At 57.8% G+C, this 17,729-nt stretch carries 15 protein-coding genes; 12 read left to right on the top strand and 3 right to left on the bottom strand.

Features of this window, described 5'->3' with window-relative positions; genetic code table 11:
- The first annotated feature begins 59 nt into the window (after positions 1–59).
- From ABD796_RS20370 to ABD796_RS20355, 4 genes are all read left to right on the top strand, one after another.
- Positions 60–2,975 (top strand): glycoside hydrolase family 2 protein, encoded by a 2,916-nt coding sequence (locus ABD796_RS20370; protein ID WP_344911105.1) that lies wholly within the window; start codon positions 60–62, stop codon positions 2,973–2,975.
- A gap of 63 nt (positions 2,976–3,038) precedes the next feature.
- Positions 3,039–3,794: a 2-dehydro-3-deoxy-D-gluconate 5-dehydrogenase KduD gene (gene kduD / locus ABD796_RS20365; RefSeq protein WP_344911103.1), complete on the top strand. Its 756-nt coding sequence runs from the start codon at positions 3,039–3,041 to the stop codon at positions 3,792–3,794.
- Between the two features lie 144 nt (positions 3,795–3,938).
- A complete protein-coding gene (locus tag ABD796_RS20360; protein WP_344911100.1) occupies positions 3,939–4,790 on the top strand; it encodes a 5-deoxy-glucuronate isomerase in 852 nt (283 codons plus the stop codon).
- A 153-nt stretch (positions 4,791–4,943) separates the two neighbouring features.
- On the top strand, positions 4,944–6,008 hold the full coding sequence (locus ABD796_RS20355; RefSeq protein ID WP_344911098.1) for a LacI family DNA-binding transcriptional regulator: 1,065 nt from the start codon (positions 4,944–4,946) through the stop codon (positions 6,006–6,008).
- Positions 6,009–6,227: 219 nt separating this feature from the next.
- Here ABD796_RS20355 and ABD796_RS20350 read toward each other — a convergent pair whose 3' ends face one another.
- Complete coding sequence (locus ABD796_RS20350; protein WP_344911096.1) at positions 6,228–7,208, bottom strand: LacI family DNA-binding transcriptional regulator; 981 nt, start codon at positions 7,206–7,208, stop codon at positions 6,228–6,230.
- Between the two features lie 541 nt (positions 7,209–7,749).
- Between ABD796_RS20350 and ABD796_RS20345 the strand changes: the two genes are divergently transcribed.
- The 8 genes from ABD796_RS20345 (at position 7,750) to ABD796_RS20310 (ending at position 15,533) form a co-directional block, all read left to right on the top strand.
- Positions 7,750–9,066, top strand: a complete 1,317-nt coding sequence (locus ABD796_RS20345; RefSeq protein ID WP_344911093.1) for an ABC transporter substrate-binding protein — start codon at positions 7,750–7,752, stop codon at positions 9,064–9,066.
- 188 nt (positions 9,067–9,254) lie between these two features.
- A complete protein-coding gene (locus tag ABD796_RS20340; protein ID WP_344911091.1) occupies positions 9,255–10,136 on the top strand; it encodes a carbohydrate ABC transporter permease in 882 nt (293 codons plus the stop codon).
- Entirely contained in the window at positions 10,129–10,959 is an 831-nt protein-coding gene (locus tag ABD796_RS20335) for a carbohydrate ABC transporter permease (protein WP_344911089.1), read from the top strand. Before ABD796_RS20340 ends, ABD796_RS20335 begins: the two co-directional genes overlap by 8 nt.
- Positions 10,960–11,198: 239 nt before the next feature.
- On the top strand, positions 11,199–12,398 hold the full coding sequence (gene nagA / locus ABD796_RS20330; protein ID WP_344911087.1) for an N-acetylglucosamine-6-phosphate deacetylase: 1,200 nt from the start codon (positions 11,199–11,201) through the stop codon (positions 12,396–12,398).
- Between the two features lie 55 nt (positions 12,399–12,453).
- Positions 12,454–13,680 (top strand): Gfo/Idh/MocA family protein, encoded by a 1,227-nt coding sequence (locus ABD796_RS20325; protein WP_344911084.1) that lies wholly within the window; start codon positions 12,454–12,456, stop codon positions 13,678–13,680.
- A gap of 29 nt (positions 13,681–13,709) precedes the next feature.
- A complete protein-coding gene (locus tag ABD796_RS20320) occupies positions 13,710–14,459 on the top strand; it encodes a glucosamine-6-phosphate deaminase (RefSeq protein WP_344911082.1) in 750 nt (249 codons plus the stop codon).
- A 224-nt stretch (positions 14,460–14,683) separates the two neighbouring features.
- Positions 14,684–15,346 (top strand): SGNH/GDSL hydrolase family protein, encoded by a 663-nt coding sequence (locus ABD796_RS20315; RefSeq protein WP_344911080.1) that lies wholly within the window; start codon positions 14,684–14,686, stop codon positions 15,344–15,346.
- Between the two features lie 31 nt (positions 15,347–15,377).
- Entirely contained in the window at positions 15,378–15,533 is a 156-nt protein-coding gene (locus ABD796_RS20310; protein WP_344911078.1) for a glyoxalase superfamily protein, read from the top strand.
- An 82-nt stretch (positions 15,534–15,615) separates the two neighbouring features.
- On the opposite strand, the gene ABD796_RS20305 is transcribed toward ABD796_RS20310, so the two are convergent.
- Complete coding sequence (locus tag ABD796_RS20305; protein ID WP_379117675.1) at positions 15,616–16,401, bottom strand: prohibitin family protein; 786 nt, start codon at positions 16,399–16,401, stop codon at positions 15,616–15,618.
- A 222-nt stretch (positions 16,402–16,623) separates the two neighbouring features.
- Positions 16,624–17,628, bottom strand: a complete 1,005-nt coding sequence (mgrA, locus tag ABD796_RS20300) for an L-glyceraldehyde 3-phosphate reductase (protein WP_344911074.1) — start codon at positions 17,626–17,628, stop codon at positions 16,624–16,626.
- Between the last annotated feature and the right edge of the window lie 101 nt (positions 17,629–17,729).

Genomic DNA, 17,729 nt, shown 5'->3' with positions numbered 1-17,729 from the left:
AACACATTGGACATTTTCATGAGTTTGCCCTAGAGCAGAACGTAAAGGGAGGATCACGTATGAGAACCCGGGTAGCGGGCATACCGGTGAACGCCGTTGTACGGGGAGAGGCGAGGAGCGTCTTTTCCTTGGACGGGACATGGAAGCTGAAGCTGGACCCTGCAAACAGGGGCATGGCGGAGCAATGGGCTTCCCGGCCGCTCGAGACGGAGCAATTCTGCTCCGTTCCCGGCGGCATCCAGTCGGTCAAGGAGCTGGCGGAGCCGTACCCGTCCGTCGTCGGCATGCAGAACGGATATCTGGGGACGGCTTGGCTTGAGTGCGGGTTCGGGCTTCCCGAAGCCTTCGCGGGCGGGCGGCAGGTCTGGATCAAATTCGGCGGGGTCGCTCCCGCCGCCCATATATGGATGAACGGACAATATGTCGGCTATCATTCCCACGCCCCTGTAAGCGCAAAATGGAACGTAACCGATCTGGTGTCGTCCGGGGAAGGCAACCGGGTGACCGTGGCGGTCGTCGAGGAGGACAAAGGGATGCTTGGCGGCCTCCGGTTCGGCGAAATGTTCTGGTCCGGCGTGTACCGTTCGGTCGAGATCGAAGCGGCCGGCGATATCCGGCTGGAAAACGTTTATCTTCGCCCGGATGAAGAAGGAAAGCGGCTGATCGTCGAAGGCGTCGTTTGCAATGACCGGAGCGTTGCCGTTCAAGTCGTTCCTGCCTTTCGCGCCGATTGGCGGGCAAACTTGGAGAACGCGCGTCTCTACCGGGCCGAACAAATCGAAGTCCGGCCAGGGGAACAAGCCCCGATTTCCTTTGCGGCAAAGCTTCCGGACACGAAGCGATGGAGCTGCGGCGAGCCCCATCTGTACACCATGTCCGTCGTGCTGCTGGAAAAGAAGCAGCTTATCGACGAATACCGCACGAGGCTCGGGATACGCCATTTCGGCCCCGAGGGAGCGGCTTTGCGGCTGAACGGCAAGCCGTTTATGGCGCGGGGCGTCGGACAGGAATATTTCTCGCCGACGATTGCCCCGCTCGTCGATCGGGAGCTGATCCGCGCCCGCTTCCGCTCGGTCAAGGAGCATGGCTTTAATTTCGTCCGCTACCATACATACACGCCGACGCCGGAGGAGCTGGACATAGCCGACGAGCTCGGGCTGCTGCTCGTCTCGGAAATCAGTCTCGTCTCGAATTTCGGCAAAACGTTCCCGGTTCCGGAAGGGCTGGAGCTGCTGCGCGAGCATATCGTGCAGACGCGCAACCACCCTTCGCTCGGCATGTACGGCCTCGGCAACGAAGGCAGCCAGCTGATGATTATCCGGGAGGACGAGCGCGAGCACGCGAGGGCCGGCTATGCCGCGATCAAACGGCATGCTCCCGGTCATCCGGCGATTATCGCCTTCGGCATGCAGGGCGAGCTGCCCGGGCTGCCGAACGATGCGGAGACGCCGCATCTGTGGAGCCACCAGTTTCTATGGGCCTACGACGGGCTGAGCCGCATTCCTTGGCGCGCACTGGCGCCGCTTGCGGCAGAAAAGCCGTGCATCGTGCACGAGTACGGCAAATTCGGGGTATGGCCCGATGCCGCAGAGGAGTCTCTGTACCCGCCCGACGGCTTCGCCGCCTCGTTCGGCGTAAAAGGACGGAAGGCGCTGCAGGCAGCCGGAATCGGCGAGTGGGAGACGGCGATTATCGCCAATTCGCGCAAGCTTGCGTTTCTGTGCAACACGTCGGCCATCGAGCAGGCACGCCGGCAGCCGAATGTGGACGGCTACGTCATGTGGACGTTTTTCCGCCACGGCGGGCGAAATGCCGGGTATGTCGACGATATGGGCGGGAAACCGGATTTCGATCCGGCGTTGTACCGGGAAGGCTGCAACGCTCCGCTCGCCGTGCTGATCGACCGGGACTTCGATAGGCGGACGTGGTTCGGCGGCGAACAGATCGAAATCGGCGTCCATCTGTCCAACTACTCCGGCTCCGCCCTCCGCGGGGCGATCGTGGAATGGCGGATCGGCGACAGCGGCGAAACATGGCTGGAAGGGCGGTTCGAGGTCGCCGGCTTTGCCGACGGGCGAAACGGCCCGGCCGGCTCCATCCGGGGTATCGTACCGGTCAAGCCGTCCCCCGCGAAGATCGGCTTGTCCATTCGGGTGAGAGCGGGCGAACGGATCGTTTCCGCCAATCGCTGGGACTTCTGGGCATTCCCGCTGCGGCGCAGGGAAACGGAGACCATGATCGCCTGCGATTTTGCCGATGCAGCGTATGCCCGTTCGTTTCGTTCACGAGTGCCGGGCGCGGTTCGTCTGGCCGATCTGGATTCGATGGTGCGCGGCTGCCGGTCCTGGGCCGGTCCCGATTATGCGGCGACGCTCGAATCGTTCCGTCCGCAGCTATTCGTAGCCGACCGGTTCGGGGAAGAGGCGCGCTTGATGCTGGGGCACGGCATCCCGGTGCTGCTGCTGGACACGGGCTGCTTCGGGGACGATTGGTATCCGGCGACGCATCCGTCCGGAACGAACGGTTTCGATTATTACCGGCAGTTCAGCAGCTTTCGGGCGGGGTGGGACAAAGGCAACATCGCGACGATCGTGCACGACGATCCTCTGCTCGGCGATTTCCCGCATGAAGGATACTGCGACGCCCAGTTTTACTCCATGGTGCAGGAGGCAAGCCCGCTTCGCCTGGAGGCGGTGGCCGGGACCATCGGCGTCCGGGGCGCTGCTGTCGTCCGTTCCGTTCCGCGAATGCAGACGGAGGAGACGGATTCGGTCATCCTGCAGGACCCGAATGCAAGAAACGAGCAAAAGCAATGGATTATGCGGCAAATCGCCACCGAGGACCGGGCTTATTTGCTCAAGACGGAGACGGCCGGAGTACAGTTGGCCGTATGCTCTCTCCGGCTGTTCGACGATCCGGCGGGGAGTTATATGCTCGACAGCCTGCTGGAGGGAATGATTGGGGACCCGGCGTAATGATCGGCTGCGCAGGCGGAATGCCGAACGGACAAAACACGCGTACGAAAGGTGGAGCTTGGCTTGGACTTTTTCCGATTGGACGGACAGACGGCCGTCGTGACCGGGGGGAACCGGGGGCTAGGCCGCGCGATGGCGGCGGCTCTGGCGGAGGTTGGCGCGGACATCGCGCTCGTGCAGCGCCGAGGCGACGAGGGCGAGACGAAGCGGCTCGTCGAGTCGTACGGTCGCCGCTGCGAAATCGTTCCGTGCGATCTCGGCGACAAGGAGCAGGTGCTCCGCGTCATGCCGGAAACGGAAGCCAGATTGGGACGAATCGATATTCTCGTCAACAATGCGGGCATTCAGCGGCGCCATCCGGCGACGGAGTTTCCGGAGCGGGACTGGGAAGAGGTGCTGGACGTCAACCTGAAATCCGTCTTCCTGCTCTGCCAGCAGGCGGGCGTTCGCATGCTTCGGCAGGGGCGCGGCAAAATCATTAATATCGCTTCCCTGCTGTCGTTCCAAGGCGGCATCACGGTTCCGGCGTACGCGGCGGCGAAGGGCGGAGTGGCGCAGCTTACGAAGGCGTTGTCGAACGAATGGGCGGCAGGCGGCGTCAACGTGAACGCGATCGCTCCGGGTTACATGGGAACCGAGATGAACGAGCGGCTGATGAACGATGCGACGAGAAACCGGCAAATCGTCGAGCGCATTCCGGCAGGCCGATGGGGGCAGCCCGACGATATGAAGGGGGCGGTCGTCTTCCTCGCCTCCCGCGCCTCGGACTACGTGCACGGTCACATTCTTCCGGTGGACGGCGGCTGGCTCGGCCGGTAAGCGCCGGAAACGCCGGTGAAACAGACGCGCCGGTCAAACAGGACGCAGATTCATTGCCCGGGAGGAAGAACGCATTTCAGTAATCGGCGGACGCAGGTGAATCATTTTAAAGCACCGGTACCATGGATATGAGGAGGAAAACGGATGATGGAACAATCCGATACGGCGCATTTGGATACGCAGGGAAACCGGAGGCCGGGAGACGGCTGGCACTATGCCTCTTCCGAAGCGGAAGGGCTGCATACGGTGATCGCGCCCGACCGCTCGGAATGTCGGGTGACATATGCGTTTCGGCTCAATTTGCCTGAGGGCGGCTCGCACGTATTGGAGTCCGGGGAGCTGGAGCTGAACGGAGCGGTCATTCGCGGCGAAGCGGAGATCGAATGGGAGCCGGGGCGTCATACCCTCGGCCGATACGACAGCTTTTATGTGCCCAGCGGACATACGGTGACGATCCGGACGGTTAAGCCCCTCACGATGTACATCGGCGGGGCGCCGTGCGACGGGATTGGTCGGCCGTTCATGCGCAAGTACGACGACGCGCTTCCGCTCGGAGCGGTCCGGCAAGTTCACGGGGAAGGTCGGTCGAGAAGGGATGTATTCCTGACGCTGGACGACGCCGTGCCCGCTTCGCGGCTTATTTGCGGTATTACGCGGAGCGGGATCGGGCAATGGACGAGCTGGCCGCCGCATCAGCACGAGCTGCATCTGGAGGAGGTTTACTGCTATTTCGATATGCCCGCGTCGCGTCCGGGGCTGCATATCGCCTATACGGAGCCCGGCAAGTTCAGCGAGGCCGCCGTTCATGTCGTCACGGACGGCAGCATGGTGGCGATTCCGCGCGGCTATCATCCGACGGTCGCTTCGCCGGACGGCACGAACCGGTATTTTTGGATCATGGCGGCGCATACGCCGGAAAGCCGCAGCTACCGGCTGGCGGTGGCGGACCCGCTGTTTGTCGAACCGGACGGGGGCGTAAGCAGCTGCGAACAATAACAGTGCAGCCCTTCGCGCTCGGAAGCGAAGGGCCTATGGCGTTTGGGGGGAATGTCCATTTCATAACGAAGCGGTGTTCTGCCGCCGACTTGACGGGGGACGGTATAAACGGTTTAATGGAAGTAAACGATTGCTGGGAGAATGAATGGTTTGATGAAAAAATCGCTCACGATACACGATATCGCCAAAATCGCCGACGTTTCGTCCGCCACCGTATCGCGCGTGCTCAGCAACAGCAGCTACCCGGTCAGTCCCGAGCTGCGTTCCAAAATATTGCGGATTGCCAAAGAGCATAACTACGTGCCCAACCTGCTCGGCAAGCAGCTCAAGACGAAGACGAGCATGACGATCGGAGTCATTATTCCTACCATTACGAATTCTTTCTATTCTTCCGTTATTCTCGGCGTCGAGGAGATCGCCCGTAAAAACAACTACCAGGTGCTGCTGTGCAACTCGTTCCAGAACCCGGAGCTTGAGGACAAGTACATCCAGGGCATGTTCGAGAAGCAGGTCCGAGGCCTGATCATCTCGTCTATTTCGAGCGACAAGAAACAGCTTAAACATTTTATCGATATGGGCTTGAACGTTGTGGCGCTCGACCAGAAAATGGATATGCCGGACGTATGCGAGGTCGATTTCGATTACAACAAAGGCGGCTATATGGCCACCCGGCATTTGATTGGCAAAGGGCACAAACACATCGCCTACGTCACCGCTCCGCTCGATCGCCCTAGCCGGCTGAGCATTCACAACGGCTATCTGACAGCGATGCGCGAAGCCGGCCTTGAGCCGCTTGTGGAGGAAGGCGGACGCGAATCGTACAGCGGAACGTACGAGTTCGAGAACGGCAAGATGCTTACCCGCAGGTTGATGAATGGCGGCTGGCGACCGAGCGCGATCTTCGCCTGCAACGACATGACGGCCTTCGGGGTAGTCGGCGAGCTGGCCGCCCTCGGTCTGAAGGTACCTCAGGATGTATCGGTCATGGGCTTTGACGGTATCGACTTTGGGCAGATGATCACGCCCCCGTTGACTACGGTGCTTCAGCCGACCTACGAGATGGGGCGGATCGCTTGCGACATGCTGCTGGATATGCTGTTGGACGGCAAGAAGCCGAACTCGGGCATTATGCTTCTTCCGGAGCTGCTGGAGCGGGATTCGGTGGCCGAGCCCAGCGTCGGGCCGGCTGCGGAAACCGCGGCGGGTACGATGCACTGACAACCGCCACTCCAAGCCAGGCCCCGGCTCGACAGGCCAGGCGAAGAAGGAAGCCGAGACACCCGTATCCGTTTGGCGTCGAAGCGCCGTCGAATACAGGGGCATCGTTCGTCTCCGGAGCGGAATTCTTCACCGGATATATAGATGAAAAAAAGACCGTTTCGGCTTATGCCGAGCGGTCTTTTTTTGGGGGATGGACGCCTTTCCCGGGCGCGTCGCTCATTCCCGGCATTTGGCCAAGGTGCCTCCGGGAAATAGCTCGTAGTCCGAGATGTATTCGTTTAAAATATCGGTTCGTTTGCGCTGAATGATATCGATCAGGCGCAGGACGGGAATTTCCTTTTGACTGCCGCCATGGAGCATCGTCGTCAGCTGGGGCACGCTCAGCCGGACCAGCTCCGTAAACTCGTTGCCGATGAGGCTAATTTCCCCCGGCACGTCGATGCCTAGCCGTTTCAAACCTTGCAGCACGCCGAATTGAATGATCGTATTGGTGCAATAAGCGGCCGTATACTCGATGTTCATTTCATGAAGACGGTTGCACAGCTCGTCGCCGTCTTCTTCTTTTCCAGTCTGGATGAGCGATTTGTCTATCTCGATGCCGGCTTCCTCCAGAGCTTCGGTGTAGCCGGCCAGCTCGCGCTTGTTGACGAGCAGACCGAGGCTGCCGGAGAAGAAGGCGATCCGCCGATGGCCGAGTTCGATCAGCTGGCGCACCGCCAAGTACGCCGCTTTGTGGTGATTCGATACGACCACATGGATATCGGTCCGTTCGGTGCAGCCGAAATAAAGATGAGGGACCTTCGATTCCTCCAAAATGCCGATCACCGTTTCGTCCAGCAAGCCCGATACGATGATGCCGGCCGTGTCCTGACTTCGGGCGAGTTCGTTCAGCCGCTGATGGTCCTGCGGGTTCGGGCGGATGCTCATGAACAGAAGCGTGTACCCGAAGCGGGCCGCCGCCGCCTCCGTAATCTTCAAGTGCTGGAGGTAACGCGGATCGTTGGATTCGCGGTTATAAAAAACGTAGCATATTTTTGGCTTGACTTCCGTATCTTTATAACCCATCTCCTTGGCGGCTTTCAATATAAGCGCCCGCGTTTTCTCGGAGACGGTGCTGTTCGGCGCGTTGTTCAGAACGAGCGAGACGGCTGTCCGGGATACGCCGACATAATCGGCGATGTCTTTTTGTGTTACCATTACCTTCATCCTCATTCCATATGATTGAGAAAATATAAACGAGTTTATGCTACTTCATATTATCGGCGATGCTGCCGGGCGAGTCAACGATTTTGCAGAAAAACCCCGTAAAATCGGCTATTATTAAGGTTTTGAGACAAGCTCGTTCACACGCTCGGGATGTTTTTTTGAATAAGATCTTTTAAATCTGCATAACATATGTTATACTCAACGCAAGAGAAATCGATTTCTAGAAAGCGGATACTTTACGAAAATGCATGAATTCCGGCTGGAATTAGTAGATTTCATGGAATTTGTGAACATTTTTCGTATAAATCGCGTTATGAAGTCGGTTGCTTTGCAAGTACAAGGCAATCTTAAGTTTACCATCGTTGGTTCCGGAATGCGAGACATGAGCTTTAAGTCGCCAGAATTGCCGTCTTTTTTGTTAGCGATTGTCCTGCTTAAGCCGCCCGGGAGTATGATCTGGCGGGCGCCGATCGATGAAATGCGTCGGAAGACGTTTTTCTAAAAAACGAACATTTCAGTTGGAGGGGTTACGGTGAACAAAAAGTTTGTCATTGCAACGACAACAATGCTAGCGCTTTCAATCGCAGGCTGTTCTTCGAAGGACAGCGGCGGCACGAAGGAAGGGACAACCGGCGCAGGGACGGGCGCGCCCAAAAACGTAACGCTGAAGATCGGTTTGCCGGGTGCATACGATGTAACGAAAAAAGAAATTATCGACGGCTTTATCGCCAAGCACCCGAATATCAAAGTTGAAGTGCAGGACGCTCCTTGGGGAGATTTCGTCGCCAAAATCGCCACCCAGATCGCCGGCAGCACGACGCCGGACGTATGGCTGCAGGAAAACGCCGTTATTCTCGGCTACGGCAAGCGCGGCGTAGCGGAGGACTTGTCGGCCTACATCAAGCGGGACCTGAAGGACGCCGATTACATCTCCGGCCTGTACGCGGCGAAGACGCCGGACGGCAAAGTATGGGGCGTTCCGCACGGCATTAACCCGATAGCGCTCGCCTACAACAAGAAAGCGTTTACGGATGCCGGCGCGGCGCTTCCGAACGACAATTGGACGTTCAACGATCTGATCGAAACGTCCAAAAAGCTGACGAAAAACGGCGCGGACGGCAAGCCTTCGACATTCGGCTTCGTCGGTTCCTCCAGCATTACGCAAGGCTGGTTCCCGTGGATCAAGCAGGCCGGCGGGCAAGCGCTGGACAGCACGCTGACCAAATCGATGTTCAACGATCCGAAGACGATTACCGGCTTGAAGCAGCTGGCCGACGGCATCAAGCAGGGCTATTTTACGAACAACGACTTCCTCAAGGCGAACGGCGGCGAGGTGCAAGCATTCGCTACCGGCAAGGCGGGCATGTATTTCCTGCAATACAGCAATCAGGTGACCATGAACAAAAGCTTCCCGGACGCCGACTGGGACGTCGTGAAAATTCCGAAAGCCGTCGACGGCAAACGGTACGTGCCGATGGTGACGAACTCCTGGCTCATATCGTCCAAAGCGAAGCAGGACGTGAAGGATGCCGCATGGGAATTCTTGAAGTATTACTTGGGCGACGAAGCGCAAAACCTCGTAGCCGAAAGCGGAGCATCGCTGCCGGTCAAGAAAACGGCGCTGCAAGTAGTCGAGAAGTCGACAACCAAGCCGCTGAACAAGAAAGCATTCACCGACGGCATCTCCGAAGGCGGTGTGACGCTCGACGAGAACGCCAGCTGGAACGAATGGCGCGGCGTGGCTCAGCCGATCATCAATGATATTGTCGTCACCGGCAATATTTCCGCGGAAGAAGGAGTCAAGCAAATTCACGAGAAAGTGCAAGCGGTTCTGGATAATAATAAGTAAGTAAATCGCGTTATGGCAGGCTTCTTACCGGGAATGGAGCAGAGCGGGGACGATCGGCACGCAGCGTTGCGCAGCAAAAAAACGCGCAGCGGCGCGCCGGTGCCGCTCTCCCGCCGTTCCCGGTGGTTGTCCGGCCGTGGTGGAGGTTCCGCCGTGCTGGCGGGTTTTGACGGAAAGGTGGTGTCCGGGTGCATAAACAAAATTACTGGGGATATATATTTACGTTGCCGTTTACGATCAATATTCTCGTATTCACGGCGTTTCCCGTCGTTTTCTCCGCGTATGTCTCGTTTGTGAAGTGGGATTTGTTCAACCCGCCCTTATGGATCGGTTTGGAAAATTGGAGGCAAGTATTCGGGCAGCAGGTGTTCTGGATTTCGATTCGCAACGTGTTTTATTTCGCTCTCGTGTTCGTGCCGCTGCAAACGATTTTCGCGCTGGTCGTCGCGCATTTGCTCAATCAGGCGATCCGCGGGCAATCGCTGCTTCGGTTGTTCTACTTCCTTCCGGTCGTAACGCCGTGGATTGCCGGCGGCGTGCTGTGGGCGTGGCTGTACAATACGAAGTACGGCTTGCTGAACTGGGTGCTGGAAACCCTCCACATGAGTCCGGTGAAATGGCTGGACAGCAAGTACTGGTGGGTCGTCATCGGCAGCATCGCGCTCGTCAACGTATGGAAGGGCGTCGGTTCGTCCATGATTTTGCTGCTTGCCGGGATGCAGAACATCTCGAAGGAAATGAAGGAAGCGGCGCAGATCGACGGAGCGTCGGGCTGGATGTATTTTACGAGAATCGTGTTCCCGCTCGTCTCGCCGATGATTTACATGGTCATGATTTTGTCCACGATTGCTGCCTTTCAGGCGTTCGACGTGTTCCTCAGCATGTTCGGCTCGCAGATGAGCAACGTGCCGGAGCGCAACATGGTGACCAACATGCTCATCTACCGGGATGCGTTCCAGCTGTTCAAAATGGGACCGGCTTCGGCGGCCGCGTGGGCGCTGTTCGCGATCATTTTGATCATCACGCTTTTCCAACGGTATTTCGAGAAAAGGTGGGTGCACTATGACTAATTTTCGCGTAATCGGCCGGGGCTTGACGTATTTCGTGCTGTTTTTCGGGGCGCTGCTGATGCTGTTTCCGTTCATCTGGATGCTCTCCACCTCGCTCAAGACGACCGGAGCGGTCGGACAACTGCCTCCGCAGTTGATCCCGAATCCGGTTAGCTGGGAAAACTACAAAATCGTCTGGGATAAAGTCAATTTCGGGCGGTACACGTTCAACAGCTTGTTTCTTGTCGTGGCGGATATGATCGGCTCGCTGTTGTCGTGCTCGATGATCGCTTTCGGGCTGGCGCTGTTCGATTTCAAGCTGCGCAAGCCGCTTTACATCGCCATGCTGGCGACGCTGATGATTCCGTTTCAGGTTACGCTCATTCCGAGCTACTTTATATGGAAAACGTTCGGCATGCTCGACACGTATTATCCGCTTATCATTCCGAGCTTTCTCGGAGGAGCGTTCGGCATTTTTCTAATGCATCAGTTCATCAAGGGGCTGCCCAGGGAGCTGTATGAAGCGGCCGTCGTCGACGGCTACAATCCGATGGGCATCTTCTGGAAAATTTACATTCCGCTATGCAAGCCGGCTTTGGCCGCGCTCGGGGTATTTACGTTTATGGGCGCGTGGAACAATACGCTCGGACCGCTTATTTATTTGCAGGACAAGAAGCTGTACACGCTGCCCGTCGGACTGCTTTATCTGAAAAACGACACCGAGGTCAGCACGGCGCTGCTGATGGCGGGGGCCGTCATCGTCACCATCCCGGTCGTGATCATCTATCTGATTGCGCAAAAGCAGTTTGTGCAGGGGATTGCTTCCACCGGCCTGAAGGGATAACCGAAAGACGACTATTCATGCTTGCCGGCGGACGCGCGGACCTGGACCGGCAGGTTCGATCGAACGTCGGCATGGGCATTCCATACGACAATATTTCCGTTGGCAAATCGGTTTCCCTATGGTAAACTGAGTACAGAAATCGATTACTACACATTCTGCAGTTTTTTCAGACGCTCACCGGGCGGTTTGCCCCAACGTTAATCGATTTCTTGCCTTTACATGGACTAGGGAGAGAGCAGATGAACTCGGATATACGAACAGCCCGAAGATTCGATACCGGCGAAGTCGTGGACGTTCGTTTTGCGGGGGGCGCCATTACCGAAATCAGCCCGCATAGCGACCGATCCGGCGACGCGGCCGAGGCCCCGGACGTGAAGTCCGGACTGCCATGGATATCCCCCGGGTGGATCGACCTGCAGGTCAACGGGTACGCAGGCTTTGATTTCAATGCCGATCCGATCACGGTACGGGACGTGCTTGGGGTTACGGAGCAGATGAACCGGTACGGGGTAACCGCGTATTTGCCTACGGTCATTACCGGCAGCTACGAGCGGATGAAGCAAGCGGTCGGTCTGATCGGCCAAGTATGCGACGAGCAGGAGTCGGCGACGGCTTCGATCGTAGGCATCCATGTCGAGGGGCCGTACTTGTCCCGCGAGGACGGACCGCGCGGTGCTCACCCGCGGGAGCATGTGCGCGAGCCGGACTACGGCGAGTGGCAGCGGCTGCAGGAGGCGAGCGGCAACCGCATCCGGATGATCACGATCGCGCCAGAGCGCGAAGGAATGGCCGGCTTCGTCAAGCGGCTGGCCGAGGAAGGCATAATCGTCTGCATCGGGCATACGGCCGCCGATCCGCACGAGCTGGACGCCGCCGTCGCCGCGGGAGCGGTGTTGTCGACGCATCTGGGCAACGGCTCGCATCCGACGCTTGCCCGCCATCCGAACTATATATGGCACCAGCTCGGAGAGGATCGGCTGTGGGCATCGTTCATACCGGACGGTCACCATCTTGCGCCGGCCGTATTGAAGTCGATGATCCGGGCGAAGCGGGACCGTTTCGTTCTGGTGACCGACTGCGTTGCCCTCGGCGGCATGCCGCCCGGCACATACCGCTCGCTCGTCGGGGGCGAGGTCGAGGTGCACGCGAACGGACGTCTCAGCACGGCGCACAATCCGAACATATTGGCGGGTTCGGGCGTCACGATGCCGGAATGCGTGGCGAATGCGGTCCGTATGGCGGGCTTGACGCTGCGCGAGGCGGTCGAGGCGGTGACGGTGAGGCCGGCGACGGTGCTAGGCCGTCCGGATCTGGGGCGTCTCGTTCCGGGCGCCGCTGCCGATCTGACGCTGTTCCATACGCATGCGGACGGAAGCTTGACGGTTGCGGAAACGATCGTAAAGGGCAAGACCGCGTTCAAGCGGCAATACGAGGGATGAGGCGGGACCGTAGGGCGGTCCGCCGAATAAGGTCAGGGGAGAGAGTGAGCTAACCATGAAAAAATATGTGATCGTCGGTGCGGGAGGAAGAGCGCTCGGCATGTTTGCCAGACCGTTCGCGTCCGAGCTCAAAGGGGTCGCGGAGCTGGTAGGCGTTTACGACGTCAATCCGGTCAGGGCGACGATATTGAGCGAAAAAGCGGGAGGCGTGCCCGTTTTCGATCATTTCGAGAATATGATCGCGGCCACGAAGCCGGACGCCGTCATCGTGACGACGCCGGACAGCCTGCATGACGAATATATTATCCGTGCGCTCGAGGCGGGATGCGACGCTATCTCGGAGAAGCCGATGACGACCGATGCAGAGAAATGCCGGGCGATCATCGAGGCCGAGAAGAGAACCGGCAAGCGCGTCGTCGTTACGTTCAACTGTCGCTTCATGCCCTACGTGGTGCGAGTCAAGGAGCTGCTCAAGGAAGGAACGATCGGCGATATTTTGCACGTTACGCTGAACTGGTCGCTCGATACGCGGCACGGCGCGGATTATTTCCGCCGCTGGCACCGCCAGATGAAGAACAGCGGCGGCCTGCTCATCCACAAATCGACCCATCACTTCGATATGGTCAACTGGTGGCTGGACGACGAGCCGGCAACGGTTTATGCGGACGGATCCAGGCTGTTCTACGGCCCGACCCGCGAAAACCGCGGCAAAACATGCTCGACATGCTCCCATACGAAAAGCTGCGAGTTTTACTTCGACATTTCGGCCAACGAGTTTACAAGGACGTTCTATAAAGAAGCCGAGCAATACGACGGGTATTACCGCGACCAGTGCGTCTTTGGCGAAGATATCGACATTTACGATACGATGTCGCTTAACGTCAAATACGGCAAAGGCACGCAGCTGTCGTATTCGCTGAACGCCTACAGCCCGTACGAAGGCTGGAAAGCCACCTTCGTCGGGACGAAGGGGCGTATCGAGGCGGAGACGAGCCATAGCGGGCTCGAGACGGACAACGATTTCGAATACATTCGCATTTATAACCATAATAATGAGCTGCTTACCTTGCAAAGCCGCAAAGCCGGCGGCGACCACGGCGGCGGCGACGCGCGTCTGCGCCGGATGATCTTCGTCGGCGACGTAGCCGATCCGCTCGGTCAAATGGCCGGCTCGCGGGCGGGAGCAATGTCGCTTTTGATCGGCGCGGCCGCCAATATTTCGATCGCCGAGAGCAAGCGGGTCGTCATCGACGAGCTGCTCAAGGAAACCGTCACGCATTGATTGGACCTAAAACGGGGAGGAACGGACTTATGAGTATTGTCATATCGGAAACACCGGAGCTGCTGGGAGCGGCTGCGGCACAAAAAGCGGGGGACGTCGTACGCGGCGCCATTCGCGCTAAAGGAAAGGCGCGCATCGTGCTGTCGACGGGCGCATCGCAGTTCCAATTCATTCAAGCGTTCGTGAAGGAAGAGCTGGACTGGAGCAAGGTAGAAATGTTCCATCTGGACGAATACGTGGGCTTGCCGGAAAGCCATATTGCCAGCTTCCGCAAATATTTGAAGGAGCGCTTTACCGAGATTGTTCCGCTCGGAGCCGCTCATTTCGTCAACGGCGAAGGCGACGTGCAGGCGAATATCGCCGCGCTGACCGCCGAGCTGCGCAAGGAGCCGATCGATCTCGCTCTGATCGGCATCGGCGAGAACAGCCATATCGCGTTCAACGATCCGCCCGCCAACTTCGATACGAAGGAAGCGTACATCGTGGTCGACCTGGACGATGCCTGCAAAAACCAGCAAGTCGGCGAAGGGTGGTTCGCCACGCTTGACGATGTGCCCAAGCAAGCCATCTCCATGACGGTATACCAAATCATGCAGGCCGAAGCGATCATCTCCTGCGTGCCGCATAAAGTGAAAGCCAATGCGATCAAGCTGACGATGGAGAACGAGCTGACGAACCTCGTTCCGTCGACTATGCTCAAGACGCATGCGGACTGGTCGCTGTATCTGGATCGCGAATCGGCTTCCCTGCTTGATTCGGCCGCCGTTCAGAACGCCTGAGTTAACCGCATTGCCGTAAAATAAGCTTGTTAAGCCCCCGGCCGGAATAAAGAGGCGGGGGCTTTCTTGACGTTGCGCCAGTGGAACGCGAGTCATCATTCTCCATAAGAAGGTCATCGAATTGATATGGCGAAAGCGGCTGGGGTTCCTTACAATACAGATAGCAGGATCAGCTGTGGCTTGTACCTTTTTCTACATAACGGTTAACAATGGGGGAAAGCGAAATGAAACTTGCGGCATTCGGAGACAGCATTACGGCAGGCCAATATTTGGCGGAGGATGAGACGTACGTAAGCAAGCTGGCGTCCCGATTCGGGCTGGAGACCGTGAATGCGGGCGTTCCCGGCAACACGACCGGACAAGGGCTGGCCCGGTTCGAGAGCGACGTGTTGGAGAGGCGGCCGAATCTGTGCATCGTTGCGTTCGGCATGAACGATCATGTGAACACCGCGCCGGAGACGGCCAAAACGCCGCTGCCCCAATTTCGCGCCAATCTGACGCTAATCGTCGAGAGGCTGCACGCCGAGGGAATCGCGCCTTTGTTTTGCACCGTCAATCCGATCATAGAGGGAGACGCCGAGCTGTATTACTACAGCCGTCATCCGCGCGAATGGTATCGCAATCCAGATGGTGCCCAGGCATGGATCGACGTATACAACGAAACGATCCGGGAGGTGGCGGAGGAGACGGATACGCCGCTCGCCGACATCGCGCTCGAATGGCGGCGCTATCTCTCCGCAGGGGGGAGCTTGAACGACCTGCTGCGCACAGTCGAGAACAGCGGGGCCGCCGACGGCGTTCATCCGACTGCCGCCGGGCAGGAGCTGTTCGCGTCATGCATCGGCGAAGTGCTGGCCGCGCGGTTCCCGGTGCGCGAGGTCCGCTAAAGGCGACGGCAGTCCCGGCGCTTCGATCCGGGTGCAGGTGAACAACCTGGCCGGCTACCATGCCAAGCTGCTAGGCAAGCAGTTCAAGTATGCCCGGCCGGGGATCGAGACGACACCTTGGAAGACGCGGGAAGTGTCCATCCAGGACCCGGCAGGCAACCGGATTCATTTTTACGAGAACCTGTAAGCCGTTCAGGAGAAGACATCGAAAAAGCTGCCCGGAGATCCTTCGTGGACCTTCGGGCAGCTTTTTCTAAACAGACAAAGCATTATTGCACGTTGATAAACGGTGTCGCGCCCCCGGTTACGTTAGGCAGCTTGCCGTCCCATTTCTCGATCGCTTTCAGTTGGGCTTCGATCTGGCGAAGCTCGATCAGCTGAGGCGTCACTTCTTCCTTCTGCAAGCGAAGCGCTTCAGCCTGCGCCTGGGCGCGCGTAATTTCCTGCTCCTTCTCGATCTTGATCCGTTCGAGGTCAAGCTTGGATTTGAGCGCTTGCTGCTCGGCGATTTGCTTCTGCTCGATGGCACGGTCAAACTCTTCGGAGAACTTGAATTCGGTGATGTTGATGTCGTCGAGAATCATGTTGTACAAGCTTAACTTGGCAGAGAGCACTTCTTTCACCTTGGAGCTGACCTCCGACCGTTTGGAGATCAAATCCTCGGCGGTGTATTGGGCGGTAATCGCCTTCAACGACTCTCCGATCGCGGGATCGACGATCCGGTTGCGGTATTCCATCCCGACCGTTTTGTACAAATTGTTGATGGTTGTTCCGTCCAAATGGTAGTTGACGGCCAGCGTCGTCGTCACGGTTTGCAAATCGCGGCTCGCGGATACTTGATTCGATTCCGCTTTCTGGACCCGCACCTCGATCGGGACGACCGTCTGAATAAACGGCATTTTAAAATGCAGTCCCTCCTCCAGCACTTTTGGCTGGACGGCGCCCAACTGCAAAATCACTCCGCGATGGCCCGCTTGCACGATCGTAAACGACTGAAAGGCCAGCACGGCAATAACTACGACGATAATAAGACCCGTAACCCCTCTGGAGACCATTTTCGGATTGGGCGGCCGTACGACACTCGGTTCGCTCATACACATGTTCCTTTCTATTTTGATCATGTGGCACATCTAACTATACGCACAATAACGGGTGCGGTTTCAAAAAAACACGAAAATCGCATAAAAAACGCGAAACAACGGCAGAAGACGCCGCATTTTCGCGTTTTTGGTCATTTGTATGCAAATTTGGAGCAATTCGGGTAAATGTTCTGGTGATTAGGCCGGTTCCGTTCCGTTCAATATCGTATCGATCGCGTCGAGCTCCTCCGCGCTGAATTCGAGGTTATTCAAGGCGCCGACGTTTTCCTCGATCTGTCTGACGCGGCTCGCACCGATCAGCGCCGAAGTGACTCGTCCGCCGCGCAGCACCCAGGCCAGCGCCATTTGCGCCAAAGATTGCCCACGCTGCTCGGCGATCCGGTGCAGCGCGTTGATTTTGGCCAGCTTTTCCTCGGTCAAATCGTTCGCTTTCAAAAATACGCTTGATTTGGCCACCCGCGAATCCTCTGGAATGCCGGATATGTAGCGGTTGGTCAGCAGTCCTTGGGCCAACGGACAGAAGGCGATCGAGCCGACTCCCGATTCGTCGAGCACATCCTGCAGACCGTTCTCGATCCAGCGGTTGAGCATCGAGTAGGACGGCTGGTGAATAAGCAGAGGCGTGCCCAGCTTGTTCAGAATGGCCGCCGCCTGAGCAGTCTGCTCGGCGTTATAGGAGGAGATGCCGACATAGAGCGCTTTTCCTTGGCGGACGATCTGATCCAGGGCAAGCATCGTTTCCTCGAGAGGCGTTTCCGGATCGGGACGGTGCGAATAAAAAATATCCACATAGTCGACTCCCATCCGCTTCAGGCTTTGATCGAGGCTGGAAATCAAATATTTGCGCGAGCCCCACTCTCCGTATGGGCCCGGCCACATGTAATAGCCCGCTTTGGTGGAAATGACCAGCTCGTCGCGATGCCCGGCAAAGTCGGATTTCAGGATGCTGCCGAAATGTTCCTCGGCGCTCCCCGGAGGAGGCCCGTAATTGTTCGCCAAATCGAAATGGGTGATGCCGAGGTCGAACGAGCGGCGCAGCATGGCCCGCATATTTTCCAAAACATCGACGCCGCCGAAGTTATGCCACAATCCGAGGGATATGGCGGGCAGCTTCAGGCCGGAACGGCCGCACCGGTTGTATTTCATATCGGCATAGCGGCTTTCGGCTGGGAAATAGGTCATTGCCGTGTCAGCTCCTTTTTCGTACGGTTCTTCCTCATCATAACGCGCCCCTTGGGAGACCGCAACCGGAAACTTGGCCGGCGCAACAAAGCGATTTACAA

The organism is Paenibacillus hodogayensis (assembly GCF_039536325.1).
GTDB classification, from domain to species: Bacteria; Bacillota; Bacilli; order Paenibacillales; family NBRC-103111; genus Paenibacillus_AB; species Paenibacillus_AB hodogayensis.
This window is presented reverse-complemented; position numbering and strand designations above follow the sequence as displayed.

What these genes read in the sequence shown, in the direction of transcription:
- ABD796_RS20370 (WP_344911105.1), top strand. Translation starts at nt 60, where the DNA reads ATGAGAACCCGGGTAGCGGGCATACCGGTGAACGCCGTTGTACGGGGA.
- ABD796_RS20360 (WP_344911100.1), top strand. Translation starts at nt 3,939, where the DNA reads ATGATGGAACAATCCGATACGGCGCATTTGGATACGCAGGGAAACCGG.
- ABD796_RS20315 (WP_344911080.1), top strand. Translation starts at nt 14,684, where the DNA reads ATGAAACTTGCGGCATTCGGAGACAGCATTACGGCAGGCCAATATTTG.
- nagA (WP_344911087.1), top strand. Translation starts at nt 11,199, where the DNA reads ATGAACTCGGATATACGAACAGCCCGAAGATTCGATACCGGCGAAGTC.
- ABD796_RS20325 (WP_344911084.1), top strand. Translation starts at nt 12,454, where the DNA reads ATGAAAAAATATGTGATCGTCGGTGCGGGAGGAAGAGCGCTCGGCATG.
- ABD796_RS20355 (WP_344911098.1), top strand. Translation starts at nt 4,944, where the DNA reads ATGAAAAAATCGCTCACGATACACGATATCGCCAAAATCGCCGACGTT.
- ABD796_RS20335 (WP_344911089.1), top strand. Translation starts at nt 10,129, where the DNA reads ATGACTAATTTTCGCGTAATCGGCCGGGGCTTGACGTATTTCGTGCTG.
- ABD796_RS20320 (WP_344911082.1), top strand. Translation starts at nt 13,710, where the DNA reads ATGAGTATTGTCATATCGGAAACACCGGAGCTGCTGGGAGCGGCTGCG.
- mgrA (WP_344911074.1), bottom strand. Translation starts at nt 17,628, where the DNA reads ATGACCTATTTCCCAGCCGAAAGCCGCTATGCCGATATGAAATACAAC.
- ABD796_RS20350 (WP_344911096.1), bottom strand. Translation starts at nt 7,208, where the DNA reads ATGGTAACACAAAAAGACATCGCCGATTATGTCGGCGTATCCCGGACA.
- ABD796_RS20305 (WP_379117675.1), bottom strand. Translation starts at nt 16,401, where the DNA reads ATGGTCTCCAGAGGGGTTACGGGTCTTATTATCGTCGTAGTTATTGCC.